The 21,607-nt window shown below is 35.7% G+C and carries 10 protein-coding genes; 1 reads left to right on the forward strand and 9 read right to left on the reverse strand.

What is annotated here, in order from left to right; all coding sequences use genetic code 11:
• The first annotated feature begins 315 nt into the window (after positions 1-315).
• Positions 316-486 carry a hypothetical protein gene (locus JOD96_RS18350; protein WP_209565681.1) on the forward strand — a complete coding sequence of 57 codons (171 nt, stop codon included), beginning with the start codon at positions 316-318 and terminating at the stop codon, positions 484-486.
• A 68-nt stretch (positions 487-554) separates the two neighbouring features.
• On the opposite strand, the gene JOD96_RS18355 is transcribed toward JOD96_RS18350, so the two are convergent.
• From JOD96_RS18355 to JOD96_RS18395, 9 genes are all read right to left on the reverse strand, one after another.
• A complete protein-coding gene (locus tag JOD96_RS18355; RefSeq protein WP_209565682.1) occupies positions 555-2,174 on the reverse strand; it encodes an ABC-F family ATP-binding cassette domain-containing protein in 1,620 nt (539 codons plus the stop codon).
• Positions 2,175-2,492: 318 nt separating this feature from the next.
• Positions 2,493-3,263: a TlpA family protein disulfide reductase gene (locus JOD96_RS18360; RefSeq protein ID WP_209565683.1), complete on the reverse strand. Its 771-nt coding sequence runs from the start codon at positions 3,261-3,263 to the stop codon at positions 2,493-2,495.
• 1,264 nt (positions 3,264-4,527) lie between these two features.
• Entirely contained in the window at positions 4,528-9,279 is a 4,752-nt protein-coding gene (gene chiA / locus JOD96_RS18365; RefSeq protein ID WP_209565684.1) for a T9SS-translocated chitinase ChiA, read from the reverse strand.
• 484 nt (positions 9,280-9,763) lie between these two features.
• Entirely contained in the window at positions 9,764-11,830 is a 2,067-nt protein-coding gene (locus tag JOD96_RS18370; protein WP_209565685.1) for a beta-N-acetylhexosaminidase, read from the reverse strand.
• 158 nt (positions 11,831-11,988) lie between these two features.
• Complete coding sequence (gene nagB / locus JOD96_RS18375; RefSeq protein WP_209565686.1) at positions 11,989-13,923, reverse strand: glucosamine-6-phosphate deaminase; 1,935 nt, start codon at positions 13,921-13,923, stop codon at positions 11,989-11,991.
• A gap of 113 nt (positions 13,924-14,036) precedes the next feature.
• Positions 14,037-15,626 (reverse strand): RagB/SusD family nutrient uptake outer membrane protein, encoded by a 1,590-nt coding sequence (locus tag JOD96_RS18380; RefSeq protein WP_209565687.1) that lies wholly within the window; start codon positions 15,624-15,626, stop codon positions 14,037-14,039.
• Between the two features lie 10 nt (positions 15,627-15,636).
• On the reverse strand, positions 15,637-18,654 hold the full coding sequence (locus tag JOD96_RS18385; protein WP_209565688.1) for a SusC/RagA family TonB-linked outer membrane protein: 3,018 nt from the start codon (positions 18,652-18,654) through the stop codon (positions 15,637-15,639).
• 319 nt (positions 18,655-18,973) lie between these two features.
• Positions 18,974-20,002: a glycosyl hydrolase family 18 protein gene (locus JOD96_RS18390; RefSeq protein ID WP_209565689.1), complete on the reverse strand. Its 1,029-nt coding sequence runs from the start codon at positions 20,000-20,002 to the stop codon at positions 18,974-18,976.
• 84 nt (positions 20,003-20,086) lie between these two features.
• Positions 20,087-21,604 carry a SusD/RagB family nutrient-binding outer membrane lipoprotein gene (locus JOD96_RS18395; protein ID WP_209565690.1) on the reverse strand — a complete coding sequence of 506 codons (1,518 nt, stop codon included), beginning with the start codon at positions 21,602-21,604 and terminating at the stop codon, positions 20,087-20,089.
• Positions 21,605-21,607: the final 3 nt, after the last annotated feature.

Below are 21,607 nucleotides of genomic sequence, written 5' to 3' on the forward strand. Positions count from 1 at the left end.
ATTTCTCATATTTAACTGGATTAAAATCCAGCCCTACAATATATTAATCGAGCCGATGGCTCTTTCATTTCTCATATTTAACTGGATTAAAATCCTGCCCTACAATATTAATCGAGCCGATGGCTCTTTCATTTCTCATATTTAACTGGATTAAAATCCAGCCCTACAATATTAATCGAGCCGATGGCTCTTTTGAATATCTTTAATATTCTTAATTTGAATTTTATATAAATCATAGAACTTTTGACCCAAATTGTATAAGACATTTTTTATAGTGCTGCAGTAATTTTATTATTGAATATAAAACTCAACATCATGCAAAATAAAATTACACGTATGTTAATGGTATTCGTAATACTATTTTCATTTACAAGCTGCGAACTAGTAGGAGACATTTTTCAAGCCGGAGTGGGTGTCGGAATTTTTATTGTCGTTTTAATCATCGCAATAGTAATCTGGATCTTTGCCAGGTTTTTCAGGAAATAAAAAACATAAAAAAACCCAAATTCTATTTTAATTGGAATTTGGGTTTTTTAATATTTTAATTTTTATTATTAAAGATTATACATCTTTTTTCTTTGTTCCTGAATTTTTTCATCATCAAGATATTCGTCAAATGTCATGTAACGATCGATTACTCCGTTTGGTGTCAATTCTACGATTCTGTTACCAACTGTTTGTGCAAACTCATGGTCATGTGTAGTAAAAATTACAGAACCTTTAAAGTTTTTCAATGAATTGTTAAACGCTGTAATAGACTCCAAATCTAAGTGATTTGTTGGTTCATCAAGCATTAAAACATTAGCACGCTCCATCATCATTCTGGACAACATACAACGTACTTTTTCTCCTCCGGATAAAACCCTGCTTGTTTTAAGTGCTTCTTCTCCTGAGAAAATCATTTTTCCTAAGAAACCTCTAATAAATACCTCATCACGTTCTTCTTCTGTCTTAGCATATTGGCGTAACCAGTCTACTAATGTTAAATCATTTTCGAAAAAAGAATGGTTTTCTGCAGGAAGATAAGCCTGATTGGTTGTAATACCCCAGTCAAAAGTTCCGGCATCTGCTTTTTGGTTGTTGTTTAAAATCTCGTAGAAAGCTGTTGTAGCACGCGAGTCTTTGGAGAAAAGAACGATTTTATCGCCTTTTGCCATATTCAAATGAACGTCTTTAAATAAGATTTCACCATCTACAGAAGCTGCTAAACCTTCTACATTTAGAATCTGGTCTCCTGCTTCACGATCCTGATCGAAGATAATCGCCGGATAACGACGGCTGGAAGGTTTGATTTCTGAAATATTCAATTTAGAAATCATTTTTTTACGAGAAGTTGCCTGCTTAGATTTTGCAACGTTTGCACTAAAACGACGAATAAATTCTTCCAGCTCCTGTTTCTTCTCTTCTGCTTTTTTGTTTTGCTGTGCACGCTGTTTTGCTGCTAACTGGCTTGACTCGTACCAGAAAGTATAGTTTCCTGAATAGTGATTGATTTTTCCAAAATCGATATCAGAAATATGTGTACAAACTGCATCTAAAAAGTGACGGTCGTGAGATACTACGATTACGGTATTTTCATAATTTGCAAGGAAATTTTCTAACCAGGCAATGGTCTCAAAATCCAAATCGTTGGTAGGCTCATCCATAATAAGCAAATCAGGGTTTCCGAAAAGCGCCTGTGCCAAAAGCACACGAACTTTCATTTTTCCCTCCATATCGCCCATTAAGGTATAATGATGCTCTTCGTTAATTCCTAAGTTTGATAACATTGCTGCAGCGTCTGAGTCGGCGTTCCACCCGTTCATTTCTTCAAACTGAACCTGAAGCTCCCCTATTCTGTCGGCATTTTTATCGTTGTAATCTAAATAAAGTTCATCCATTTCTTTTTTAACAGCGTACAGAACTTTATTTCCCATTAAAACGGTTTCCAAAACAGTATGCTCATCGAACATGTTGTGATTTTGGTTTAAAACCGACATACGTTTTCCCGGTTCTAAATGAATGTGCCCGGAAGTCGGGTCCATATCGCCGGAAATGATTTTTAGAAATGTAGATTTTCCAGCACCATTGGCTCCAATAACGCCGTAAATATTTCCGTGAGTGAATGTGGTATTTACTTCGTCAAACAAAATTCGTTTGCCAAATTGAACTGATAAATTATTGACTGTTAACATGAATGTCTTTTTAATTAATTTGGTGCAAAAGTACGGAAAAAGGTTCTAAGTTGCAAAGGTGCTGAGGTTCTAAGTTTTTTTTGTTCAAACGTGGATTTTCTTGCAGAGGCGCAAGTTTTGTTTCACAAGTTGACTATTACCCCTTGTCATTTCGACGAAGGAGAAATCACACTAGAAACTCCGCACAGAATCTCGCCAATCTTTGTCGAATCCCGCGTGTGATTTGCTTCGCCAGTCGCTATCGCTCGAGTCTCCTTCGTCGAAATGACAAAAAATGAGGTTATTTTGCGCTCTTATGCCTTAGCGAGATTAATTCAACTACAATTTACTTTCCTTAGCCAAAGCTACTTCTAAACTTTCGAAGTTTGGCAGCACTTTAGATATCAAGCCTTCTTTATTTAGAATGAAATGCGTTGGAAATGAATTTAACTGCAAAGCTTCATTCATATAAATCTTCATATCCGGAATGACGGAATAAGACAGTGGCTTTCGCACCAAAAACGTTTTTAATTGTTCTGCTGAATCTTCGGCCAAACTCATAAAAACAATATCTTTTCGGTCTTTGTATTCTTCTGTAAGTTTATTGACCTGTGGAAATTCCCTAATACATGGTGTGCAGTGAATGTACCAGCATTTTATTACGATAATTTTTCCTTTCATGGATTCATTCGTAACCGGATTTCCGTCTAGATCTTTAAATGAAAATGAAGGAAAAGCAGTTCCTTCCATCTTGAAATTTTTATAGGCATCAAAACCAATCTGATTGATGGTTGCTTTTATACTGGTATCTGTTTTGGGCAAAATTTTGAAAAGTTTGTAAACATATACGCCATTCTCAGATTTTAGCCTAACCGGAATAAAATTTCCGTTTGCAAGCTTATCCAAAAATGCTTCTTCTGAAATTTCTTCTGAAGCAAGACCAAGCGGCGTAAAATCGCGCGAAAGCATTATATTTTTACTTTGATAAGCAGACCACTCACTGAAAGTTTTTTGAATTTGAATCGGATTAACTTCGGGTTTTCCGAATTTGGTCTGGGCGAAACCTGATGTGAAGATTAGGAAAAGAAGTATGTTGATTGCTTTTTGCATTTTTGATTTTATTGAAATTCAAAAGTAGCTATTTTTTTTTAACCGCGAAGAGTGGTAAGGTTTACGCCAGGTTCGCAAAGCTTGTCGGTAGAACGCGGATGACGCGGATTTGCTTTGCAAAGACACGGATTATTGCGGTTTTTTTATCGCAATTTTACTCGCATTTTATGTCAGTCTGAGCGTCCCGAAGCCTCGGGAGAAGGAAACACAAGAAACTCCGCACAGAAAATCGCTAATCTTTGTAGAGCCACTATCGTTTCTTCGACTCCGCTCAGGATGACAAACCTACCTGAAAATATATTACACTTTCTGATTAAACGTAAAGCCCTAGCCCTGATAGAAGTGGAAATCCTTTTGTGAAATGAAATGGAACAAAAGATTGAAACGGATAGCAGGAAATAGCTCCTGAAAAAAAATATTATTCTGTTTTTTGAATATCAGAAATAGAATTGGCTTTTCTTTTTTTAACCGCAAAGTTCGTAAGCTTGCTGGTTGAACGCGGATGACACGGATTTGCTTTGCAAAGACACGGATTATTGCGGATTTTTTATCGCATTTTTACTCGTATTTTATGTCAGTCTGAGCGAAGTCGAAGGAAACACAAGAAACTCCGCACAGAAAATCGCTAATCTTTGTAGAGCCACTATCGTTTCTTCGACTCCGCTCAGGATGACAAACCTACCTGAAAATATATCACACTTTCTGATGAAACGTAAAGCCCTAGCCCTGATAGAAGTGGAAATCCTTTTGTGAAATGAAATGGAACAAAAGATTGAAACGGATAGCAGGAAATAGCTCCTGAAAAAATATTATTCTGTTTTTTGAATATCAGAAATAGAATTGGCTTTCTTTTTTTAACCGCAAAGTTCGTAAGCTTGCTGGTTGAACGCGGATGACGCGGATTTGCTTTGCAAAGACACGGATTACCGCGGATTTACTCGCAATTTTGTCATCTCGACGGAGGAGAGATCACACACGAAACTCCGCAATGAAATTCGCCAATCTTTGTCGATTAGCTATTGTGATCTATCCTCCGTGGAGATGACAAGCTTGATCTTTTACTTCGGGTTAAAACCATAAAAAAACCCGACAATTAAATTGCCGGGTTCATAATGCGCTCCTCTAGGTGAAAACCAAATAACAAATCACTTAAATTCGCAGCATTTATTCGAAATAAAAATTAGATTAAAACATAAATAACCAAACTCAATTTTAACCATCCCATTTTTTTTATTTCTAGGTTTTTCATTCTTAAGTTATACTCTTAGTTTAAGAAGTTCATTACTTTGAATGATTTTTTGTTTCCTGATTTGTCTGTCACAATTACTATAAACATTTGTTTCTTAGAAAAACTGTGATTCTGAATCAGTACTTCTTTATTATTCTGAACATTTTTATAGTTCACTAATGGCTGTCCGATTGTATTGAACACATCTACCTGAGTGATATCGTCTGTATCATTTGTAACCGATAAAGCATCATTTTTAAAATAAGCTATTGTGGTGCTTTTCGCTTCAATTTTGTCAAGAGATAATGTTTTTGCTGCTGACTGTGATGCAAAATATGCCGCATAAGCTTTAGACAATTCAGATGAATTACCACAAGAAGATGCATCCCAGTTTACAGACCAGGTCATTAAACCTCTTAAAGAAGGATATGGTCCGCCTGGCTGCATAGTGTATGTTCTTCCAGAAAAAGTGGTTCCGGTTCTTAAATAATGCATAGCATTAATTCCTTCTGTCGGTGTTAAATAACCGCTGCCTGCTGCACTTGGACAAGCTGGCAAAGCAATAAGAACTTTTGAGGGCGGTAAACCATCAAAATGCATTCCTGTTGTAGCAATGTTATATCCTTTTATCACCATATCAGTCAGGGCTGTTACCATGTTTGATTTCTTAGCTGAACCATAATATTGGCCATCTAATCCGTTTTCTCCTCCTGTATTATACAATTGTACCGCTAACAAATCCAATTCATTACGCAAGTTTTGAATGATTGGCAGGAAGGAACCAAAAGTATCCGTATAGGTAGAATATCCACCTTGTACGTATTGTGTTTCCGGAGCTGCAGTTAATAAAAATCCAGGGCCATAGTAAGCTTTTAATTCTTTGAAAGCGTCTACTACGTTTTTTAATCTTGGATAAGCAGAAATACCTGTATAAGAAATATCTCTTAAGCCTCCTGCATTAAAATTCATCGATCCGCCTTCAAAATCAATATCAACTCCATCAAATTGATACTCATCAATAATGGCTTTCAGACCATTAACAAAAATATTTTTTTGAGCTACATTGTCCAAAACAACATGTCCATTTTGACCTCCGATAGAGACAATAACAGGAACGCCGCTATCTCTTAAGGATTTTATATCATTTTTTAACAATTGCTTATTGAAAACACCATTGGTCAGGTATCTGTTGTCATTTGTAGTTAATACTGGCGTATAACCATCACGATTAACTGTTTCTACGAAAGAATAATCAACTACGTTAAACTTACTTCCCACCATTTGAGAAAAATATAAAAATGGAGCACCTGCATTTTCCCAGGAATGGGCATATCCTAAAATAATTTTAGATGGAAGCGGAATGAATCTGTTAGTGCTTACCGGAGCAATTTTAATTGTATTGTTTAATGTAGTTACACCAGATTGATTATCGGTTGCTTTGATTACAACTGGATAATCCTGATAAGCAGATGGTGTAAAATTATACGTGTATGTATTATTTGTACCTGCTGTCATGTTAAATGTACCTCCATTTATTGTAATAGTAACACCTGAAACTGATCCGTTACTATCAACGGCTGTAACTGAAATTGGCACAACCTGAAAAGAACTTTGGGTTACAGTAGTATTCGATGGTGAATTCCATGTAATTACCGGCAATGAATTTGGGCAATTTGCACCTGAACAACTTAATGTAAAACTATATGTTTTTGATTCTGTTGTTCCGTTTGATGCAGTAGCCGTAACCGTTAACGTATGAGGAAGCGAAAACTGATTTGCTGCTGGTGTCCAAACCGCTGTATAAGTTCCGGAAGAATTGGCAGCACTCAGGCTTTGTCCATCTAAACTAAACACAACAGATGAGATTGTAGTCGCATCCGCAGCGCTTAAGCCAACACTTGCAACAAAATTAATTGCTGATCCTAAATTTATAGCAATCGCCGAAGCTGTTGGCGCTGTAATAGTAACCACTGGCTTGGTCGCAACCACCGCTTGTCTGTTAAAATTATAAATCGTTGGAGTTGTTGGAACTGCAAAGTTGGTTAAGTTATTTGGATAATAAGTCACTTCACCATTTTCCCATGAATTTAGTTTTAGACTTAAAATTTGCGTATAACCTGCTACAACTGAATTATCAAAAGTATAATTTCCTGAGGCATCTGTTGTTGCCAAAACGCTTTTCCAGTTGTGGGTGTTGTCTGTCCAGGGCAACACTATTTCTACTTTTGCACCAGCAACCGGAGTTGTTCCGTTTTTAACTGTTCCGCTGATTAAATTTACGGCTGCAGCCAATGCTGATTTTGCTGTAGAACTCGTATTAAAATTGTAAACTGTTGGGTTTGCAGGAACTGCAAAGTTTGCCAGATTGTTTGGAAAATAAGCTGTTTCTCCGTTTTCCCAACTATTTAATTTTAAGCTTGTAACGGTTGTGTAACCTGCTACAACCGAATTATCAAAGCTGTATTTTCCTTGTGCATCTGTTATAGCAATTACGCTTTTCCAGTTGTGTGTACTGTCTGTCCAGGGTAAAACAATTTCCACTTTTGCGCCTGCAACCGGAGTTGATCCGTTTTTAACTGTTCCGCTAATTTTACTTGAAGGAACTACAATTACATCTTGCGCAAAGTTTAATGTTTTGTTTGCTGTAAGGTTTGTATAAACTGTAGAAGCAGGAGTAAATGTTTGCCCGGCTAAAGCTGCTGTTACGGTATAATTTCCGCCTGCAGGCAAATTAGCTATTGAATACACTCCGCTTGAATTTGTAGTTGCTGTAAAAGTTCCGGTTGTTGATGTTGCCGTTACTGTTACGCCAGAAACCGGAGTTGTATTGTTTAAAACAGTTCCGCTTACTGTGTAATAAACAACTGGTGCACCCTGAGCAAAATTCAACGTTTTGTTGGCATCAATTGCGTTATAAACTGTTGAAGTTGGTGTATAAGAGAATCCTGTTTTTGCAGCTGTAACTGTAAAGTTAAGCCCGGCTGTTAAACCTGCAATGCTGTAAACCCCGCTTGCATTAGAAACTGCAGTTAAAACTGTAGCTCCTGAGGTTGCTGTAACCGTTACGCCAGAAACTCCTGTTGCTCCATTAAGAACAGTTCCGCTTACTGTGTATAAAGGCTGTGTTCCGTTAATAACAACTGCCGTTTGGTTCGTTGTTACATTGGTTAACGTTACCGGAGTAAAAGTATACGTTGCTTTTAATGCCGTTACTTTATAGGTCTGTCCGGAAGGTAAATTACTAAATGTGAAATTACCTGTTGCAGAAACTACAGTTTGTAGTATGGCATTTGCAGCATCTCTTAATTCAACTGTAACATTTGTAACTAAAGCTAATCCGCTTTTTGCAGAACCCGAAATACTTACTGCTCCCGGAACTACGCTGCCAAATGATGTATCAACCTGATTTAATAATGAGTTTGGAATTGAACCTCTTGTATCCTGAGATAATTCCCAAACCATACCTCCGGCAAGATTTCTCGATTTAATATACTGCACTTTTAAATCCATCGATTGCTTATCTTCATAAGAAATAAACTGTTTTAGAGTAGCATTGTATAAATAAGGAACTTTTGTTGTATTATCAAAATAGCGTACCCAGCCTGCAGAAGCTGCAGTTGGAGTAACCAACATTGTACTTGGATCTAGGTAAGGATGTGAATTTGTAACCGGATTTCCGACCAAATCGCAAATTTCGATACTTCCTGATTTTTCACAGGCTGCGGGACCATCCCAGGTTCCTGTTGGATTTTGCGGGTTTGTACATCCCGAAACGATATATCGTGGCGCAGCAACGAATAATCCAGGTAAATTTGGATTGGTTCCGTTATTGGCAACATTATCGAATTTTTTTCCGTAAAAAGGCAATCCCATGATTAATTTATTCGCAGGAAAACCAACAACGTTCAAATATTGATTCGTTAATTCGTCTAATGATTCTGATTGTGTTGCGCCATAAAGCGGATCGTTTGTGTTTCCACTTGCATATAATGGAGCATTGTAGCATGTTTTATCATACCAGTTTCCACCAAAATCATATCCAAAATAAGTAATGTAATCACAATAAGTCGAAATATCTTCTGTCATTCCGTATTGTGATCTGTTTGATGGCCCTAAATATTGCTGAGCCACTTTTCTAACATTGTTTCCGGCAGCAATAGTCACTAATTTATTTGGCATTGCCTGACGCATTGCTTTCAATAAATACACTAAATTTTTGTTGTCGTCCGGGCTGTATTTTTGTGGAGGAATTGGCGCTCCGTTAATTACTTCGGTACCGTCTGTTCCTCCCGAAAGAGGATATTCCCAGTCAATGTCAAATCCGTCAATAAAAGGATAAGTTGTAATGAAGTTTGCCATGTCTGCAGCCAAAGCAGCTCTTGCGACAGGACTAGCCGCAATTGGAGAAAGGTCCTGGCCTTTTGTCCATCCTCCAACAGAAATTAAAATTTTTAGATGCGGATACTTTTCTTTTAACTTTTTCAAGTCATAAAAGTTCCCTTTTACAGGAGCATCCCACGGAATTCCGCCTTCCATATGCTCAAAGTCGGCATAGGTATCCAAACAATGGAGTTTTGTATTCTCCGGATGGGCAGGATCAAAAGTTGTTCCATAAAAAGAATAATTCAAATGCGTAATTTTACTTCCGTCTATTTTCGGAACATTGAAATCCCGGGCATAAATAGACCATTGCGCATAATACCCTACTACTTTTTTACCATGAGCTGGTTGAGCCATGGCGAGCAGGGGAAACAGTAACAATAAAAGCAATCTGTAATAATGTTTCATAATTAATAAATATTGGTTAATAGAAAAAAATATTCCAATCATTATAAATTACATACTGACGATCAGTATGTAAAACAACAACCGGGATTCAATCAACTGCAAATGGAAACTTACAGCTGTTGGAAAATTAATTCGATTCACTTTCTATAAATAAATATTACTATTACTGATTTCTACCATAATCATTAGTCAATAGTATTGATTGATATTTATGTATAACTTCTTTTAAAAAATTAAGTATAAATAAAAAAGATAAATTTGGGGGCAACTCATCAATCTGGTATTCTACTTTTTTGTCATGTTTTTGTGTTATTCTTTTATTTGGTTTTTAAAGGTTAATAATATTTTTAAGGTTATTTTTTTAAGTCTGAAAAAGTATTTTGTTTCTGGTTTACCATAATTATCTCTACCGGAAAAATCCCGGCAGAGATAACTAAAACAATCTGGTAACTTAAACTCTCAATTACTAATTCAAACCAAATTTTTATATTAATTTCAACAAGCTTTTGTAAACTGCCAGCTCAACATCTGCATGATCTTTTGTATTGCATTGTTCAACCAGGGCTTTTAAATCGTCTGTTTTAAGTGTTGATTTGTTCTCCAAAACAAGTAACAACTGTTCTGAAACATCATTTAATTTTTTTGACAAAGGCAGGATTGGCTGTACCAAAGGTGCATTTGCACTTAACTCATTTAAACCTTTATTGACCGCAATCCATTTGTTGAAAAAAGCGGCAACCCTAGTTTTATTTTCTGCTGATTTATTTGTCAAATATTGACTAACAGCACTATCAAAAGCCAAAGCATCCTCAGCATCTGGTGTACAGGCGTCTGCAAAAAGAGTAAACGGAGAATACATCTGATATTCCGTTCCGTTTTTATTTCGTGTATATCCTTTTAATGGTTCACAAACATTAGAAAATTCGTTTAATGAACTTGTATTCTGATTATTAGAGATATTTCTCAATATAACTTCTTTGTTACGAATATGTGTCAGCCCAAGTTCTTCTAATCTAAAAGACATAACTTCCAGGCGTTTTCTCATATTGGCAACATCGGTAACAGTTTCCGCCGACCAAAGTCTTTCTGCAATGGCAGCCGTTCTTGGCCAAACTCTCGAATCTATAGTTGTCGGAGTTGCAAGTTCTGTCCACATTGTTGCTTCTCCTCCCAGAATCCTTGCTTTTTCTTCTGCAGTGAGCGAAGCATCTTTTGGCATCGGATCATTTAGATAATGACTTTCTACAGGATACATTAAATCGATATAATAACCGTTTGAAAGAACTGTTTTGTATCCTTTTTTAACTGCATCTACCAATGACTGTCCGGCTATTACACCCTCATTTGGTCCTCTCCACGAATGAATGATGGCTTCTTTTGACATGTTTTTTGTCAAAATTTCTTCCCAGCCCATTAATTGCTTTCCGTGTTTATTTAGCATTGGAACCAATTGCATGGTAAAATAAGTCTGCAATTCATGATTGGTCGCTAAGTTATGCTTCTTTTTAAATTCCTGAATTTTAGGATTTGCGTCCCAGTCTTTCCCTTCGTTTTCATCTCCCCCGATATGAAAATAAGACCCGGGAAATAATGGGCACACTTCGTCAAAAAATTCACTTAATAATTGATAGGTTTTAGGATTTGAAGGATCTAATGTTGGCGAAAAAATACCTGCATTTCTTTCAATTCCATAGGTTGCAATTGCAGTTCCCTGAATATTTTTTTCTGATGTTCCGCCAGTAAGCGTAATTACTTTACTGCCAATTTCAGGATAAGCTGTTAAAATGGCCGATCCATGACCGGGAACATCTATTTCGGGTACTATTAAAATACCACGCTCATCAGCATATTTTACAATGTTTTTGATTTCTTCTTGTGTATAATATAATCCATCCGAAGCTAATTCGATTAATTTAGGATGTTTTTTCATTTCAATTCTCCATCCCTGGTCATCTACTAAATGCCAATGAAAAACATTCATTTTCGTAGCTGCCAATGCATCAATATTTCTTTTGATAACATCAACCGGCTGAAAATGTCTCGAAGCATCAATCATCAGGCCTCGCCAGGTAAATCTTGGAAAATCTGAAATGTTTGAATTCGGAAAATAAAAGGAGTTATTGTTATTCTGCAACATCTGCAATAAGGTTTCAAGCCCATGCAAAGCTCCTAAATCACTTGTTGCATTTATTGTGATTTGATTTTGTTTGATGTCCAAATGATAACTTTCGTCTTCATACAAACCAATTTTTCCGCTTTTGGTACAGTTAATTTGTAATTGAGCGGTTGGAAATTCATTTAGTTGTGTAATGAAACCCTGTTCAAAAAAGATACCTGTTCTGCCATCCAGACGACGCAAAAAACGGGTTACACCACCAAAAATTCTTGGATTAGGATTTCCGGTAATGTTTACCTTAAAGTTTTTATTTAATGCAAAACTTCCATCGTTTAAAACAACACTCTGAGGCCAGGGCATAAGATTTAGTTGCTCTTTCTGAATTTGAGCACCAGATGTCAGACCCGCTAATAGTAGGACAAATAAATATTTCATTTTAATTTTTTTGAAATGATGTTATCGGCGATAACATTAATAAATAGATAAAAACAAAACTCAGAATGATTTCTATTGAACCTCACTAATCGCTATAAAAACAATCTGAGTTTTTGTTATTGATTCGCTCTCACCCGAATCGGTTTTAAAAAACAACTTTAATAATCAAAACGTTTGAAGGCTTCTATAGCTTCATATTCAGCTAAACCTAAATCATCATATAAGATGGCTGTATTTTTATTACGGTCTTCTGCCCTTACCCAAAATTCTCTTGAATCATTCCCCTGGAACATAACTCTGTCTTTTTGAGACTGATGGTATAAAATGGCATGACGTTTCAGTAATACTTCTGATGGGCTTAACGGTACTGCCATATCAATTTCGTGAATGTCCCATTCGTGCCATGCACCTCTGTACAGCCACAACCAGCAATCATCCATGTATTTTTCTGATTTTAGTGCTGCCATTGCAGCAAATATGGCATTCAGGCAAACTTCATGCGTACCGTGAGGATCGGCAAGATCTCCTGCTGCAAATACCTGATGCGGTTTTATTTTTGCAATTATATCTTTTACGATCGCGATATCTTCCGGACCTAAAGGATTTTTCTTTACTTGTCCTGTCTCATAAAAAGGCAGATCGAGGAAATGTGTATTTTCATCTTTTAAACCAATATATCTTGTTGCTGCATAAGATTCTCTTCTTCTGATAAGTCCTTTTAGTTTTCTTACTTCCAAAGAGTCAATTTGGTTTTGTGATTTATTATTTAAAAATTTAATTACCGATTTAAAGTCAATGTCTGCGCCTGCACCAATAAAATCGCTGCCAACTTCGGCAAATTTTAATGCTTCGTCATCTGTAACGGCTATATTTCCGGAGGTTTGATATACTACATGTACATCATGACCTTGTTTTATCAATTTTGAAAAAGTTCCTCCCATAGAAATGACATCATCATCTGGGTGTGGACTAAAAAGAATTACTCTTTTTTTAGCCGGATTGGCTCTTTCCGGACGGTGCGAATCATCTGTATTTGGTTTTCCGCCTGGCCATCCTGTAATCGTGTGTTGTAAAACGTTGAACATATTGATGTTCAAATCATAAGCTGAACCTTCTTGTGCCAAAAGATCAGACATTCCGTTGTTGTTATAATCACGGTCTGTCAATTTTAATATAGATTGTTTTGTTTTTTGGCATAACCAAACAATCGCTTTGCTTTTTAATTCTTGTGTCCAAATACATTCTCCTACTAACCAAGGCGTTTTAAAACGAGTTAGTTCTACTGCTGCAGACTGATCTAAAACGAAAGTCGCATTTGGGTGGTTTTGTAAAAATGTTGCCGGAACTTCAGAGCTTATATCTCCCTGAACCGTTCTTTTGATAATGTCTGCTTTGTTTTGTCCCCATGCCATTAATACAATCCTTTTAGATCGCATAATGGTAGAAACTCCCATTGTAATCGCTCTTTTTGGTACGTTGTCTATACCATTAAAGTCAGATGATGCATCTACTCTTGTAATGTGATCCAGTGTAATAATACGTGTACCTGAATTAATGTGCGATCCCGGTTCGTTAAAACCTACGTGACCAGTACGACCAATTCCTAAAAGTTGAAAATCAAGCCCGCCCGCTTGTTTAATATTCATTTCGTAGTCAATACAGTATTGATTTAATTCATCAATAGAAACTGTTCCGTCTGGAATATTAACATTATCGGGATTGATATCAATATGATTAAAAAGATGCTGATGCATGAAATAATGATAGCTCTGATTGTTCTCTTTTGACATCGGATAATATTCATCCAGGTTAAAAGTGATTACATTGCTAAAACTCAAGCCTTCTTCTTTGTGCATTCTAACTAGCTCTTCGTATACTTTTACAGGAGAAGAACCTGTTGCCAAACCTAGTACGCAAGATTTTCCTTTTTCTTGTTTAGATCTGATTAACTGAGCAATTTCCTGCGCAACAATTATGGAAGCCTCTGCAGAACTCTTGAAGATTTCGTTGTGGATTTTTTCGAATCTCGTTTCTTCAAATTTCCCCGCACTTTTGTAGCTGATATCAGGTTTTATTTCTAAAGCACTTTTCATTTTTTTCTTTTTTGTAGTAATTACCCCTTTGGTTTTTGAAATGGTATAAGCAACGAGTGTTACTTATACCATTTACTAACCAAACTTAAAATCTTATAATTTTTTGATATTTTTTAGAAATTTGGAGCATCAACATCCCACCAAAGTCTTGTCCCTCCATTGTCAGGACCACCAAGTTTAGCAATACCTGAATCAACACCAGCCTGATTACTGGCTTTCTCAGATTGAACGAAATTAATTCGACGAACTCCTAAAGTAGATGAAATTGTTCCACCACTATTATTTTTAAGAATAGGAAATAATTTAGGATAGCCCGTTCTTCTGTAATCTGACCAAGCTTCCTGTCCTTCAGGGAAACCGGCAATCCATTTTTGAGTAATTATTTTTTGCAATTTAACCTCATTAGTAGCACCTTCATTCCAAGCAACTGTAACATTATTAACAGCAGATGAATTATTTACCGGGAATTTTGGATCAACATACGCTTTAGGTAATTTTGTATCATCAGCAATATAAGCTGCTACTCCTGATGCATCTCTTTGTCCAAATGATGCTGCAATACCTTGCTCATATAATGTTTTGGCATCGCCTCCCATATCCCAGCCTCTTAATGCACCTTCGGCTCTAAGAAAATAAGCCTCTGCGGTAGTCATTAAAACTATTTCATTTGTTTTTGCAACACCTCCTAAGCCAGAAAAATCCTGGTGATCTGCTTTTGCTGCAATTTCAATTCCTGTACGGACACCTTTATACTGACCTGGAAACTGAGTTGAGGGATCAAAATAGCTTTCTATTCTAGGATCTTCATATCCGCCCATAATAGATTCCATATCAGCAGACATGCGAATATCTAACCATGAGCCACTAATTGTTGCAAGTGGATTTGTATAAACCGGAGATACAATTTTAAACAAATCTGCATTTGATGCCATGACTCCAAATTTATGGGATACAGCTTTCTCTGCTTCTATTTTAGCTAATGCCGGATTAACTTTTACGATACGCATCGCTAATCTTAGGCGCAATGTATTAGCAAATTTTACCCATTGTTTATATTTTCCTTTGTATCCAGATAAATCAGTTGTTTTAAAAGTAGCTTCACCAGTATCCCCATCATCCACTCTCTTTGTTAAATCTGCTACAGCAATATCTAACTCATTAAAAAACTGATTATAAACTTGCTCCTGACTGTCATATTCTGTAGAAATTGTATTCCCATATTTAGAATAAATTATAGGACCAAAAGTGTCGGTTAATCTATGCATTCCTTCTACTTTCAAAATCAATGATAAGGCATAAAATTGGTCAAATTTTCCTTTTGACTTTTTCTCTATGTCAACTGCATTATACATTACATTTTTATATGCATAATCCCATATAAACCCATTCCAACCATCAACCAACGAGTAAGTTGTATTATTTACACCTCCAGCAAAACCTGTAGGTGTAGCCATATAACCTGACCAAATATCACTATTAAGATTTTGTTGTAATTGATACACCCATTCAAAATTGGCTGTGATAACTTGTATATTATTAAATATAGGCCCAAACCCTTGTTTAATATGATTAAAATCCTGCTCCAATAATTCTGGTGTAATTCCTTGTTTATTGGTATTAATTTCTTCAAAATTATCTGTGCAACCAAACGTGGTCAACAATGATAAACAGACAGCTGCTTTTGTTATATTATTTAGTTTCATGTTTTTAATTTTAGAAAGTTACGTTTAAATTAAGACCGATACTTCTCGTAGATGGTAAACCATAAATATCTACTCCTTGTAAACCTTGACCTGTACTTAATGCAATGTTTGGATCGAAAGGTGCATCTTTGTAAATAAAGAATAAGTTTCTGGCAATTAAAGAAATACTAGCAGATTGAATAAAAGGTACAGCTTTAGGATTAAAATTATATCCAATAGACACCTCTCTTACACTTACATTTGTTGCGTCATAAATATATTCACCAGTGATACCTGCTCTTCCTCCAACTTGTGTATAATATGATTGCGCTGATACATTTGTTACTGCCACACCATCACTAGCTCTAACTGCATTCACTGCTACTCCACCTGCATTTCTAGCATCACCTGAAGCTTTTGAAACTCCAAAAGAATCATTTTGTGCTTCCGTTAAACTCATTACATCTCCGCCAAATCGACCATCAATCAATACGTTTGCGAAGAAAGAACCGAACTTAAATGAATTTGAAAAACCTAGCATAAAGTCTGGATTAGAATTTCCAACTTCCTCAAAATCAGTTTTTTGAAAAGTTCCATCATCATTCATTAAAATTCTTCCCTGACCGTCTTTTTTAAAGTTGATTCCTTCAATAACACCATAAGGCTTACCTTCAATCAGAGCATATCTATAGCTATTTACGCCAGCTTCAGTTAAATTAACTCTACCTCCTAATTCAGTAGGGATTTCTTTTACCTTATTCTTGTTTTGAGAAAAATTCACTGCGGTGTCCCATGAAAACTTATCTCCTCTAATAATTCCTCCGTTTAAAACAACCTCAATACCTTTATTTTCAATACTACCTGCATTTATTCCGTAAAAATCATATCCTAGATCATTTACCCCTGCTACTACTTGTAAATATTGATTCTTAGTTTCAGAATTGTAATAAGATACTTCAAAACCTAATCTATTATTGAACATTCTCCATTCTGTACCAAACTCAAATTCAGATTTTAACTCCGGTTTTAATTTTTCACCTGGTCTTGGTCCTACTTTAGGATTTATTCCTGAAACTCCAGGAGCAGAGTAATAAGTTGGATTGCTTACAAAAGGATAAATATCATTACCAACTTTTGCAAATGTACCACGCACTTTACCATAAGTAATCCATTCTGGCAATGTTGTCATTTCGCTAATAAGAGCAGTCAAACCTACAGATGGATAAAAATATGGGTCTGATACTGTAGATGACCAGTCATTTCTTCCTGAAAGCTCTAAGAACAACATATCTTTATATCCAAAAGTAGTTGTAGCAAGTACTGATTGTACTTCTCTTTGAGAATCTACTGTTTGATAATTACCAGTATTATTATTAAAATTATGAAGTGTAAACCAGTTTGCAATACCTAATCCGCCACTGATTCCAGAATCTAAAATTGTTTTATCATTTGTTATTGTATTAGTGATACTTGCACCAACATTTGCATTGAAAGAAAAATCAGTTGCAAATTTTGTATTGATTGTAGCAATTAAATCACCATAACGTTGTGTACTCAAAGAGTTTTCATTATAATACCTTCCGTTTACATGAGAAAGAGTACCTTGTGTTGTAGCATATATTTTTTTATCAAAAATACTTGTCACTCTGTTATAACTATATCTTGATGCAATGCTCAACCAATTATTTGCTTTATATGTTAAAGCTAATGCGCCATTAAAAAAGTCATTTTTATCTTCAGATTTATTTCTGTTAATAGCCCAATATGGATTTTGCATAATATCTCTATTAGTCATCCAGTTTTGAGCCATTAAATTTCTGGAAGGATTATACACCTCGAAATTATTTTTATAATAATTAAAATCATTTCCTCTTGGCATTAAATAAACACCAGTCAAAGGATTAAAATAAAATCCATTTACAGGTTTATTAGCAATAGTTTGACTTGTATAATTTGCATTTGCAGTAAAAGTTAATTTATCACCAAAAAACTTAGCAGTTTGTCGAATACCAAAATTATTTTTCTTCAAACTATTCCCTGGTACAATACCTGAAGCTGATGTATTTGCATAAGAAAATGAAGTTGAAGAATTTTCAGAACCTAGAGAATATCCAACTGAAGTAATTTGTGTTGTTCCTGTATTAAAAAAGTCCTTAACATGATCTTTAGTCTTTCCTGCTGGGCCCCAAGATTCATCTGCTCCTGGTGCAGCTATATAATCTGATTGAAATTTAGGCATATATGCAGCTTCCTCAAAAGTAGTAACGGAAGATGCAGTAATATTTGCTTTACCACTTTTAGCTTTTTTTGATGACAGCAAAATTACACCATTTGCTCCCTGAGAACCATATAACACAGAAGCTGCCGCACCTTTAAGAACTGTCATACCTTCATAATCATCAGGATTAACTAAAGAAATAACATCACCTCCGTCACGATTACCCCCTGCCAAACTACCAAATGAATCATTAGGCTGACCTGAACCTGAATTCAACATTGGGATACCATCAATAACATATAAAGGCTGACTATTCGAAATTGATGAGTTACCACGAATAACTACTTTTGTAGATCCTCCGGTACCACCAGAACTTTTCGTTACTGCAACACCGGCAATTTTACCTGCAATAGTATTAATAACGTTAGCATCTTTTACACGAGTCAACTCTTCACCTTTAAGCTCCTGAGCAGCATAAGTCAAAGATTTTCTTGTTTTCTTAATACCTAATGAAGTTACAACAACTTCATTTAAAGCATTTGATTGCGCTTGTCCCATTTTTACATTAATTGTAGCAACATCTCCTACAACTATTGATTGTGTTTCAAGACCCACATAACTGAAAACCAATGTTTGCCCTTTTTGTGCTTCAATTGTGTAAAGTCCGTCAAAATCGGTAGTTGCACCTTTTTGACCTCCTTGTACAGCAACAGATGCCCCTGGCAACGGCATCCCATCAGAATCTGTAATAATACCTTTGACGCTTTTTACCTGAGCAAGCGAAACTTGCGCTGTAAAAACAATCATAAAGATTACGAAAATTTTTTTCATGTCTATTTATTTTGTTAGTTATGGGGTAAAATTATTCTTAACGTATTGTTAAAAAAAATAAATTATACAAACGGTTATATTTTTTAAACGAACGACATTAAACATTCAATAATGTGTTTTTCGAAAACGTTTTCACAATGCTTTATGGTATCATATTTTGCAATTGATTATTAAATATTCAGTGTTTTAATATTTTTTACAAAATATTCTCAAAATCTCTAAACCTCTCTAAACATGCAGTTTACCTTAAATAAAACTTAAATTAAATTGATTTTAGAAATTTCTGGCAGTGAAGTTTTAATATCATTAATCATTTATTCTAATTCCCACACAATCTGGTAGTTTTGATTTTTAGTGAGGAATATTTTTTATGAATAACATCGAGTAGCGAATATTCATTGAAAGAATCTTGTGCAATTTCCCAAATCATAATTCCTCCGGTGTTTTCTGATGCAAACTCTACTTTCTGAGCAATTGTGGGTCTGCCGTTATAATAGATTTTTCCGATTTCATCCTGCTCTGCAAATTGCGTTCCGGCTTCTACAATTTGACCAAAAGTGGAACTTGTAACAGGTGTATAGGTAAAATTATAACCATAAAAGGGTACGCCCAGCGTTAATTTTTCGCTTGGAACATTTTGCATTCTGTGCCAAAAATTAATTCCGTCTTTTGCAAACTGCAAAGAACTATGCTGTTCGGCCTTATCTGGTGTCCACGGTCCTGTACTATCATATGCCATTATGTTTATAAAATCAAAAGCATTTAATGCCTCTGAGTTTATATTTTCGAAACGGGTATTATTAGGCAATGCAGCTGTCATAATTTTTTTATGCTCAGATAATATTTTTTTTAATTCTACTACAAAACCACTATAGCCAATCGTTACTGCATTCCATTCTAAATCGACATCAACGCCGTCTAATTTATGAAGGTTAACAAAATTGAGGATGTTTTGAATATAAGCTGGTCTATTTTCAGGTTTATCAATTAAGAAAGACCAGTTCGAAGCCTGCTCTTCTGAAATAACACCGCCTGCAAGCGAAATACATATTACAATATTTGGATTAACTGACTTTGCGTACGTGATAACTCCATCAATATCTCCATTAAAAATTATATTTCCATCTTTATCCGGATTAGCAAAAGCAATATTCAGATGTGTTAATTTACAAAACTGAATTGAAGATATTTTGTCGAAATTATCCGTTGATAGGTATCCGACAACGCGGGCATTTTTTGTTTTTGATTCCGTATCACTATCTGTCTCTTTTTGATTTGTACAGCTGTAAACTGAAACCAGGGAACATATATAAAAAAGGATGCCTAATAAGGCTTTATTTTTTATCATAATTTTGAATTTTAAACTTGTTGTTTTTAATTTTAATTAGATTGAAATAATACCTTATTAGGCATAACTTTTATTTTAGGGGCTTTAATTTACATCCCACCAAACTTTTCCAAGCCAATCATTTGTTCCTCCTAATCTTGCAACAGCCTCCTGATAATTTGCCGTGTTTTTCTGCATTTCATCATTTGGATAATACAAACGTGTTGGTGTAACTCCTCCTGTCTCAGAATCGGGATTTGTAATTGGCAATAAATGAGGAAATCCTGTTCTTCTCCAGTTTGAATAGGCTTCTATACTATTAAATAAATAAGTTACCCATAGTTGTGTCGCTATTTGTTCTTTTTCTGTACCTGCTGCAAGAGGTTTTGCAGATAGGTAAGTATTTATATTGGCCTGACTTGCAGCCGGAGCACCATAAATTTCTAATTGTTTTATTCCTGCTTCTACTCCTTTTTGATAATAATCAGCGGCAGAACCAGAAACCCAGCCTCTAAAGGCTGCTTCGGCCAGCAACAATTGTGTTTCTGAATAACTCACATGTAAAAAAGGAGTTGTTCTCAGTTTTATATAAGGCTGAATACCAGAGGCTGCATTAGAACCTCCCGGAATCTCCCATCTAAAAGTTCCCGGAGGAATGCCTTCATATAATTCTTCTCCCGGTGCAACTGGTCCCCAATTTACACTTCCTGTTTTTGGAGTGGCAATCATTGTTAATCTTGGATCTCCGTTATCTCTCAAATAATCTATAAGCAAGGAGCTGAAATGATCTCCGTGTTCATCTCCAATAAACCCGTAAGACAATCCATTTCCTCTAAAATCCAGTGAAGCAGGATTATCATTAAAGGGAAAATCTAAATGATGCATGATACAATTATCTTCATTACTTTCAAAAACACCATTCTGTAACGCTATTTTTGCTTGTTTTTCTGCTTCTGCAGGGCTTACTTCAGAAATTCTCATAGCCAGACGCAAACGCATGCTATTGGCTAGTTTTTTCCATTTTGAAATATCTCCATTATAGAACAAATCACCTTTTATAGCACCTCCTCCGGCATTTAACTGAACAAATGCTTCTTGTAACTGGGCAAAAAAGGCATTATATATATCTTCCTGTTTGTCGTATTTAGGTGTTACAATTCCTTTCGAGAAACCCAGACCAGCTTCAGAATAAGGAACATCACCGTATAAATCTGTTAAACGCTGTGCAATCATAACCTTCATGATTTTGGCTACAGCATTCATATTACCTGCCGCAGGATCTGCACTTGTTTTCTCAAGAATATCTACAATACTTTTCATTTCGTTAGCATACACATTTCTCCATAGAGCTGTTGCATATTCATCAACTTTTTTGAATTTGCTTCCGTATTCTGTAACTGCCCACGAGCCGGCATAATGCTGCACGAAACCTCCGGAATATATCAGATTAGTTCTGTGCTGATAGTAACCATCACCAGACATACACAATTGTGTAAATGTAAGTTGACCCGCAGGATTTGGAGATAACGCAACAGGGTCTTTCTCCAGCTCGTCAAAATTTTCGGTACAGCCAACCATTGCAAACAGGAACAGTATAGCTATTAATATTTGTTTAAATTTCATAAT

The sequence above is a fragment of the Flavobacterium sp. 1355 genome, assembly GCF_017833415.1.
Classification (GTDB): Bacteria; Bacteroidota; Bacteroidia; order Flavobacteriales; family Flavobacteriaceae; genus Flavobacterium.